This is a genomic window from Streptomyces aurantiacus JA 4570, from assembly GCF_000414115.1.
GTDB classification, from domain to species: domain Bacteria; phylum Actinomycetota; class Actinomycetes; order Streptomycetales; family Streptomycetaceae; genus Streptomyces; species Streptomyces aurantiacus_A.
On sequence record NZ_AOPZ01000338.1, the window covers coordinates 1 to 8,711 of the forward strand.

Annotated in this window: 8 protein-coding genes; 5 read left to right on the top strand and 3 right to left on the bottom strand. The window is 73.4% G+C overall.

Translation table 11 applies throughout. The features are described 5' to 3' along the window. Positions 1 to 116: 116 nt before the first annotated feature. A complete protein-coding gene (locus STRAU_RS28880) occupies positions 117 to 773 on the bottom strand; it encodes an HAD family hydrolase (protein ID WP_016643958.1) in 657 nt (218 codons plus the stop codon). 174 nt (positions 774 to 947) lie between these two features. Continuing rightward, complete coding sequence (locus tag STRAU_RS28885) at positions 948 to 1,532, bottom strand: TMEM165/GDT1 family protein (RefSeq protein ID WP_016643959.1); 585 nt, start codon at positions 1,530 to 1,532, stop codon at positions 948 to 950. A 546-nt stretch (positions 1,533 to 2,078) separates the two neighbouring features. On the opposite strand from STRAU_RS28885, the gene STRAU_RS28890 reads away from it, so the two are divergent. From STRAU_RS28890 to STRAU_RS28905, 4 genes are all read left to right on the top strand, one after another. Beyond that, the gene (locus STRAU_RS28890; RefSeq protein WP_037662592.1) at positions 2,079 to 2,723 is read left to right on the top strand and encodes an HNH endonuclease family protein; all 645 of its coding nucleotides are present in this window, start codon (positions 2,079 to 2,081) and stop codon (positions 2,721 to 2,723) included. Positions 2,724 to 2,822: 99 nt separating this feature from the next. Beyond that, positions 2,823 to 4,493, top strand: coding sequence for an alkaline phosphatase D family protein (locus STRAU_RS28895; RefSeq protein WP_052029331.1), 1,671 nt, complete (start codon positions 2,823 to 2,825; stop codon positions 4,491 to 4,493). Between the two features lie 108 nt (positions 4,494 to 4,601). Beyond that, a complete protein-coding gene (locus STRAU_RS28900) occupies positions 4,602 to 6,593 on the top strand; it encodes an FAD/NAD(P)-binding protein (RefSeq protein ID WP_016643962.1) in 1,992 nt (663 codons plus the stop codon). 69 nt (positions 6,594 to 6,662) lie between these two features. Further along, the gene (locus tag STRAU_RS28905) at positions 6,663 to 7,124 is read left to right on the top strand and encodes a DoxX family protein (RefSeq protein ID WP_016643963.1); all 462 of its coding nucleotides are present in this window, start codon (positions 6,663 to 6,665) and stop codon (positions 7,122 to 7,124) included. A 105-nt stretch (positions 7,125 to 7,229) separates the two neighbouring features. Here the strand turns inward: STRAU_RS28905 and STRAU_RS28910 are convergent, their stop codons facing one another. Next, complete coding sequence (locus STRAU_RS28910) at positions 7,230 to 7,778, bottom strand: superoxide dismutase family protein (protein WP_016643964.1); 549 nt, start codon at positions 7,776 to 7,778, stop codon at positions 7,230 to 7,232. A 265-nt stretch (positions 7,779 to 8,043) separates the two neighbouring features. Between STRAU_RS28910 and STRAU_RS28915 the strand changes: the two genes are divergently transcribed. Next, on the top strand, positions 8,044 to 8,649 hold the full coding sequence (locus STRAU_RS28915; RefSeq protein ID WP_016643965.1) for a DedA family protein: 606 nt from the start codon (positions 8,044 to 8,046) through the stop codon (positions 8,647 to 8,649). Positions 8,650 to 8,711: the final 62 nt, after the last annotated feature.

Here is an 8,711-nt window from a genome sequence, read left to right on the forward strand (position 1 = left end):
CACGGGTGGGCACAGCCCAGTCCAACGACGCCATGACGTCCAAGGGAGGGGCATCCCCCACGCCAGCGGGGCGAAAAGGCCGACGGCAACCCAGCCCCACCCCCGGGGGACCCGTCTCACCCGAACATAAGCCGCACAAACCCCGCGTCAGCGGAAACCCGCACCTGCGTAAGGTCATCCACCCACACAGTGGGCTCGTACGCCCCGGCCCGGGGCCCGACCCCGACCACCCGCATCCCAGCGGAGCGCCCCGCGGCGATCCCGGCCCCGGAGTCCTCGAAGACCACGCAGTCGGCGGGAGAGAACCCCAGCTCGGCGGCCCCCTTGAGGAACCCCTCGGGGTCCGGCTTGCTGGCCCCCACGCTCTCGGCGGTCACCCGCACCTCGGGCAGCGCGAGCCCCGCCGCCGCCATCCGCGCGGTGGAGAGCCCGACGTCCGCGGACGTGACCAGCGCGTGCGGCACCCCGGCGAGGGAGGCCATGAACTCCGGCGCCCCGGGCACGGGCACGACGCCGTCCATGTCGGCGGTCTCCTGGGCGAGCATCTCGCGGTTCTCCGCGTAGTTCTCCGCCATGGGCCGCCCGGGCAGCAGCAACGCCATCGAGGCGTACCCCTGCCGCCCGTGCACGACCTTCATCACCTCGTCGGCGTCGAGCCCGTGCTTCGCGGCCCACTGCCGCCAGCACCGCTCCACGACGGCGTCGGAGTTGACGAGGGTGCCGTCCATGTCGAGGAGGAGAGCTCGGGCGGTCAGTACGTTCACGGCCGTCATCGGCGTACTCCAAAGGAAAGAACCGCACACGGAAGAGAGAACAAGGCGGCCCCGCCCGCCGGTCAGGGAGTACGGGCGGAGCCACTTTGTTCCCTCACGGTACAAAACAAGCTCCACGAACGCCAACAACGCAGGTCAGCCCAGTTCAAACCGACCCAGGCCGCCCAGGCCGCCTCAGGCGATCGCCTCGTACAGGCTCCACACCCCGAGCCCCAGCATCAGCACCGCCGCGACCTTCGTGATGAGCGCCAGCGGCACCCGCTTCATCAGCGCCCTGCCGCCCACGATGCCGAGCCCCGCGACCGCCCACAGCGCGAGCACCGCGCCGAGGCCCACGGACAGCGGGTCGTCGTACCGCGCCGCCAGGTTCGCCGTCATGATCTGCGTGAGGTCGCCGAACTCCGCGACCAGGATGAGCATGAAGCCCGCCCCCGACACCCGCCAGAAGCTCTGGTTCTTCGGCGCCCGGACCTCGTCGGAATCATCGGCCCCACCCTTCGTCATCAGCAGCATCGCCGCCCCACCGAGGAACAGGACACCGGTGAGCGCGTGCACCAGCTGCTGCGGCAGGAGCGTGAGCACGCTGCCCGCCGCCACGGCGAGCACCACATGCACGGCGAACGCGGCGGCGACGCCCACGAAGACGTACGAGGCGCGGTAACGGGTGCCGAGGACGAGCCCGGCCAGCGCGGTCTTGTCGGGCAGTTCGGCAAGGAAGACGACGCCGAAGACGAGCGCCGTCACGCTGATGCTGATCAAGGTTCCTCAATCGGTCGGGCCGCCCCACCGAGAGTCCGCAGCCTTCGCGTACGACACCTCGGCACGGCAGCGCTCGGTGTCGCACACGAAGGTGTGCGTCGTACACGGAGGGTGTACACGGGCACTGCTTGCCGAAGGTCTCGCTGGCCGCCCACCACGTGGGCTGCCTCCGGGCGCCGGCTCAGACGAGCTGAGCAGTATGTCGACGGTCCGGCGAAGAGCTACTCCCCTTCTGCTCCGGCCATCGTACGCGACCCGCGCACCGCACCGGCCAGGGACTTTCGGCCCGGCACCGCGGTGACCGGCATCACAGCCGCCCCGGCGCACACCCGGACGGTCCCGGCGGACCGGAGCACCCCGGGCCGGGCATTTCACCCCGAAGCACCAACTACCGCCCCGGCGCGCCTCCATGACGCGGCGCCAGCACCCTTGATGTTTACAGGTGATTGACGCGACCCTGTCACTCGGCGCACACCTCGGGGCAACCCGGCCGCGCCAGCATGGCCGCCCCACCGGTCAACGTCCCCCCACAACAAGGGAGTTCACATGCCCGCAGTCTACGCGCGTCGCTTCGCCGCCCTCGGCGCCGTCACCGCCCTCGCCTCCGCCGCGACCCTGCTCTCCGGCTCCCCCGCCCAGGCCGCCCCGCCCACCCCCGTGAGCGCCGACACCGCCCGCGGCTACCTCGCCCAGCTCACCGTGCGCCCCGAGGGCTCCTCGGACGGCTACAGCCGCGACAAGTTCCCGCACTGGTCGACCGTGTCCGGCGCCTGCAACACCCGCGAAACCGTCCTCAAGCGCGACGGCGAGAACGTCCAGCAGGACGGCAGCTGCGCCGCCGTCTCCGGAACCTGGAAGTCCGCGTACGACAACGCCACCTGGACGCAGGCATCCGACCTCGACATCGACCACGTCGTCCCGCTCTCCGAGGCATGGAAGTCGGGCGCCAGCACCTGGACCACCGACCGCCGCAAGGGCTTCGCCAACGACCTCGGCCAGCCGCAGCTCATCGCCGTCACCGACAACGTGAACCAGGCCAAGGGCGACAAGGACCCGGCCGAATGGATGCCGTCCGTCACCTCGTACCACTGCTTCTACGCCCGGATGTGGGTGGACGTGAAGCAGCACTACGGCCTCAGCGTCGACTCCGCCGAGAAGAGCGCGCTCACGTCCGTCCTGAACGGCTGCTGACCTCGGGCCCGCGCGGCCGCTGAGCTCAGGTTCGCCGGAACCACCCCGCCCGCCTCCGTCGTTCCGTACCGTACGGGGCGACGGAGGAGGGTGATCACTGTGGCGCGGCTGCGTCTGGGTCCACTGCTGAGGTACGTCGACGGCGCGAGCGCGACCGTCTGGGTGGAGGCCGACCGGCCCTGCACGGCCGAGGTGCGGTGCGCGGACGGCGCGGGCGGCTCGGCCCGGACGTTCCAGATCGCCGGGCACCACTACGCCCTCGTCCCGGTCACGGGCCTGCGCCCCGGCACGGACACCGCGTACGAGGTCACGCTCGACGACAGCCCCGTGTGGCCGCTGCCCCGGTCCCCGTTCCCGGCGAGCACGATCCGCACGCCGGGCGGGGACGGGCCGGACGGCACGGTCGGCGACACCGTGCGGGTCACCTTCGGCTCCTGCCGGTGGGCCGCGCCACCCGCGGGCGAGCACGACCCCGTCGGCCCGGACGCCCTCGACACCCTCGCCGCCCGCATCGCCGCCGACCCCGCGGCCCCGCGCCCCGACGTACTGCTGCTCCTCGGCGACCAGGTGTACGCGGACGAGGTCTCCAAGACCACCCGCCGCTGGCTCGCCGCCCGCCGCGACCTCTCCGAACCCCCGGGCGACCAGGTCGCGGACTATGAGGAGTACACCCACCTCTACTACGAGTCCTGGCTCGACCCAGAGGTGCGCTGGCTGCTCTCCACCGTCCCGAGCTGCATGATCTTCGACGACCACGACGTCATCGACGACTGGAACACCAGCGCCTCCTGGCTCGCCGGGATGCGGGCCACGCCCTGGTGGCGCGAGCGCGTCCTCAGCGGCCTGATGTCGTACTGGGTGTATCAGCACCTGGGCAATCTGCCGCCCGCGGAGCTGGAGCGGAACGAACTGTTCGCGACCGTGCGCGCGGCGTCCGACGGCACGGACGCGCTGCGCGCCTTCGCCGCCGCGGCCGACGCGGACCCCAGGGCGGCACGCTGGAGCTACCGCCGCGACTTCGGCCGCGTACGCCTGCTGATGGTCGACACCCGTGCCGCCCGCGTCCTGGAGGAGGACGAGCGCGCGATGCTCGACCCGGAGGAGGCCCGCTGGCTGCGCGAGCAGGCCCTCGAAGGCGGCTGCGACCACCTCCTGATCGGCACGTCGCTGCCCTGGCTGCTGCCCCATCTCATCCACGACGCCGAGGGCTGGGACGCCGCGCTGTGCCGGGGCGAGCGCGGCCCGCGCTGGGCCAGGTTCGGCGAGGATCTGCGCCGCCGCGCCGACCTGGAGCACTGGGCGGCGTTCCCGTCGTCGTTCGACGCGCTGGCCGCGCTGATCGCCGAGACCGGCTCCGGCGAGGACGCGCCCGCGACGGTGTGCGTGCTGTCCGGCGACGTCCATCACGCGTACGTCGCCGAGCCCGCCTGGCCCGAGGGCGGCGGGCCCGACGCCCGCGTCCTCCAGCTGACCTGCTCGCCGGTGCACAACTCCATCCCCGCCTCGATAAGGCTCGGCTTCCGCTTCGGCTGGAGCCGCGTCGGCCGGGCGCTCGGCCGCCGCTTCGCGCGGCACGGGCGGCTCCCGCGCGCGGCGATCACCTGGCGGCGGACGGGCGGCCCGTGGTTCGGCAACCACGTGATGACCCTGACGCTGCGGGGCCGCGCGGCCTCACTGCAACTCGACCGCGCCCAACGCTCACGCCTCGGCGCGACGACCTTCCAGACAGTGGACTCCCGCCGACTGATTCAGAGCCCGTCCGGCGATTGAGGACGAGCCGCGAAGCGCGGGAAGGGGCGGGACTGGGGAAAGCCCCGCAGGGCATGATGAAGCGCACCGTCCGCTTCCTGCGCCCCACCCGTACCGGGAGTCACGCCCTTGTCTGCTGCTGCGACCGCCGACCCCTCCATAGCCGTCGTCGGCGCGGGCCCCCGCGGCACGAGCGTCCTGGAGCGCCTGTGCGCGTCGGCCGCCGAGCTGCTGCCGCCGGGGGCACGCCTCACGGTCCACGTGGTCGACCCGGCGCCACCGGGGCCGGGCCGGGTGTGGCGCACCGCCCAGTCCCCCGAGCTCCTGATGAACACCGTCGCCTCCCAGGTGACGCTGTTCACCGACCCGAGCGTCGACTGCGCGGGGCCGATCCGGCCGGGCCCGAGCCTGTACGAGTGGGCCGCGCGCGGGCACATACCCGGGCTCGGCCCGGACGACTACCCGACGCGCGCCGACTACGGCCGCTATCTGGAGTGGTTCTTCGCCGAGACCGTGCGCGCCGCCCCCGGCACCGTCCGCGTCGAGACGCACGCGGCCCGCGCGGTCCGCCTGGTCGACACGGCCGACGCGGCCGGCACGCCCTGCGGCGCGCAGACCCTCGTACTCGACAACTCCCGCGAGATATCCGGGCTCTCGGCCGTCGTCCTCGCCCAGGGCCACCTGCCCGAGACCGGCGACCGGGCCCAGCGGGAGCTGACGGCGTACGCCGCCCGCCACGGCCTGCGCCACGTCCCGCCCGCCAATCCGGCCGACGTGGACCTCACCGCCCTCGCACCGGGCGAGCCGGTCCTCCTGCGCGGGCTCGGCCTGAACTTCTTCGACCACATGGCGCTCCTGACGCAGGGGCGCGGCGGACGCTTCGTGCCGCAGGGGCGGGGCGGGCTGCGTTACGTGGCGTCCGGCAACGAGCCGCGGCTGTACGCCGGTTCGCGCCGGGGCATCCCGTACCAGGCGCGGGGCGACAACGCCAAGGGCCCCTACGGGCGGCATCGGCCGGCCGTCCTCACCCCGGAGGCGATCGCCCGCTTCCGCAAACGCGCGGACAGCGGGGACCCGGCCGACTTCCTGGCGGACATCTGGCCGCTGGTCGCCAAGGAGGTGGAGACGGTCTACTACGCGGCGCGGCTGACGGAGTCCGGCGCGGCGGAGCGGGCCCGCGCCTTCCGGGAGCGCTTCCTGGACACCGCGCACGAAAGCCCCCAAGAGGCCCTGGTCCTGGACGAGTTCGGGTTCGCCGACGCCGACCGCTGGTCGTGGGACCGCCTCGCGCGCCCGTACGAGGGGCAGGTCTTCCGCTCGCCGCGGGACTTCCGCTCCTGGCTGCTCGGCCATCTGCGCGAGGACGCCGCGCAGGCCGCCCTCGGCAATGTGGCGGGCCCGCTCAAGGCGGCCCTCGACGTGCTCCGCGACCTGCGCAACGAACTGCGGCTCGCCGTCGACCACGGCGGCCTCGCGGGCGCTTCGCGCCGCGCCCACCTGGACGGCTGGTACACGCCGTTCAACGCCTTCCTGTCGATCGGGCCGCCGCGCCGCCGCGTCGAGGAGCTGACGGCGCTGGTCGAGGCGGGCGTGGTGGAGGTGCTTGGACCGCGGCTCGGCGTGCGCGGCGAGGACGGGGCGTTCGTCGCGCACTCGCCGGACGTGCCGGGCTCCGAGGTGCGGGTGACCACCCTGGTCGAGGCGCGGCTGCCCGAGCCCGACCTGCGGCGCACCGGGGACGCGCTGCTCGCGGAGCTGCTGCGGTCCGGGGCGTGCCGCCCGCACACGGTCGACGGCTACGAGACGGGCGGCCTCGACGTCACGCCCCGCCCCTACCACCTGCTCGACCGCCAAGGGCGGGCCCACGCACGGAGGTTCGCGTTCGGGGTGCCGACGGAGGGGGTGCACTGGGTGACGGCGGCCGGGGCCAGGCCGGGGGTGGACTCGGTGACGCTGTCGGACGCGGACGCGGTGGCGCGGGCGGCGCTGCGGGCGGCAACGTTTCCGGCCGGGGCGGCGACAGTTCAGGACGGGATACCGAACCCCCGGGACACCGGCGACGGCCGGATACAGCGGATTCTCACGAAACACTCAGATGTTGAAGTTGCAAGTACTAATTAGGCGGACCTAATGTGGGGCTCCGATCGGTTCCCGTCCCCAACCGACTCAAGACCGAAGGAGTCCCCCACCATGACTGGACGTCTCAACAGCGCCCAGCCCTATGCCCTCGGCCTGTTCCGCATCGTCGTCGGCCTGCTCTTCGCCTGCCACGGCGCCGCCTCGCTCTTCGGCGCCCTCGGCGGCACGGACGGCAGCGGCGGCACCGTCGACGCGGGCACCTGGCCGGGCTGGTACGCGGCCGTCATCCAGCTCGTCGGCGGCGCCCTGGTGCTGCTCGGCCTCGGCACCCGCGCCGCGGCGCTCGTGTCGTCCGGCTCGATGGCCTACGCGTACTTCAAGGTCCACCAGCCGGAGGCCCTGTGGCCGATACAGAACAGCGGCGAGGCTTCCGCGATGTTCTGCTGGGCCTTCCTGCTGCTCGTCTTCACCGGCTCCGGGGCGTTCGGCCTCGACCGCGTCATCGCGGCCGCCCGCGGCGAGCGGGACCCGAAGGCGGCGGACGACGCCGAGCGCACGCCGATCGCGGCCTGACCCGCAGGCACGCCTGAGCGGCGCCCCCTTCTCCGTACGTGGTTCCCGGTACGGAGAAGGGGGCGCTTCGCGCTCTCCCCAGGTGTCGCCAGCTGTCTCCAGGCGTTACGACCCGGCGCGCGGCTCGAACGGCACGGTGAAGCACGCGACCCGGTCCCCGGCGCCGCCCTGCTCGCGGTGGAGCACGACCGAGGACGCGGCGCCGGGCCGGAAGCCCCAGGAGTGGACCGCGGACGCCTGTCCGGAACCATCCCGTTGTGCGGTGAAGTCCAGCCACACTTCGTTGTCCGGATTGACGTAGGCCGGGTTCTCCGACGGCTGCTCGGGATCCGGGTGGTGCTGGTAGTGGCCGCCCGCCGCGGCCGGGTCGACGCCGCAGGGCTTCTGGTGCACGTGCGCGCCGAACGCGAAGCCCGGCTCGACGCCCCGCACGCGCAGGGTGACCCGGGTGCCGCCCTTCTCGTGACGCTGGGTGACCTGGATCCGGGCGCCCGGGGGCACGAGGTTCCGGTCGTAGGTGAGCGCGGGCGAGTGCGCCCTGGACGGCGCGAACCGCCCCTCGGCGCGCACGCAGTCGGCGCCCTCGCCCGTTGCGCCGCCGCTCGCGGCGAGCACGGCCGCCGCCACGGCGGCGGTGAGTATTCCTGCCACCATCGTCGAGTTCTCCTCTTCTCCTCGCCCCGCCCGTCGAGCGCCCCTTGTGTGCGCTTCTGCTCCGTTCGTACGGGACTTCGCGGACGTACGCCGCGTCAGGGGCGGCACCCGGGTGAACGTGACGTGGCGAACATCTGAGCCCCCAATGGATCTATGGGCGAGGCCGCGGCGTACGCTGTACCGCTGTCACACGGCCGCCACCCGCCGCTCCCCGCGCATCGCGGCGACGAGTTGCCGACCGGGGGAGCAAAAACGGGGAGTTTCGGTGTTGGAGAGTGTGGGGGCGCTGACCGGCAGCCCATGGATCTACGCGGTCGTGGCGATCTCCGTCCTGTTCGACGTCTTCCTGCCGCTGCTGCCGAGCGGGGTGCTCGTCATCACGGCGGCCACCGCGGCCGCGGCCGCCGGCTCCGGCACCGGACGGGTCCCGAACGACGTGCCGGACATCCTGCTCCTGATGCTCTGCGCCGCGACGGCGTCCGTGCTCGGTGACCTGGTCGCGTACCGCATCGCCTGGCGCGGCGGCGCACGCCTCGACCGCGCGATCGCCCGCTCCCGGCGCCTGACCAGCGCGCAGGAACGTCTCGGTACGGCGCTCGCGCGCGGCGGCGGTGTTCTCGTCGTCATCGCCCGCTTCGCCCCGGCGGGGCGCTCGATCGTCTCGCTCGGCGCGGGGGCGGCGCACCGGCGGGTGCGCGAGTTTCTCCCCTGGTCCGCCCTGGCGGGCGTGGCCTGGGCCGGGTACAGCGTGGGTCTCGGCTACTTCGGCGGGCAGTGGCTCGGGGCGACGTGGCTCGCGACGGGCGTCTCGGTGTTCGCCCTCTTTGCCGCGGGCGCGGGCGCGGCGTTCCTGGTCCGCCGCCCCGCCTGATGGGGCTGCGCCCCTCTCCCCCCCTTTTTCGCCGCTTCGCGGCTCGCCCTCAAACGCCGGGC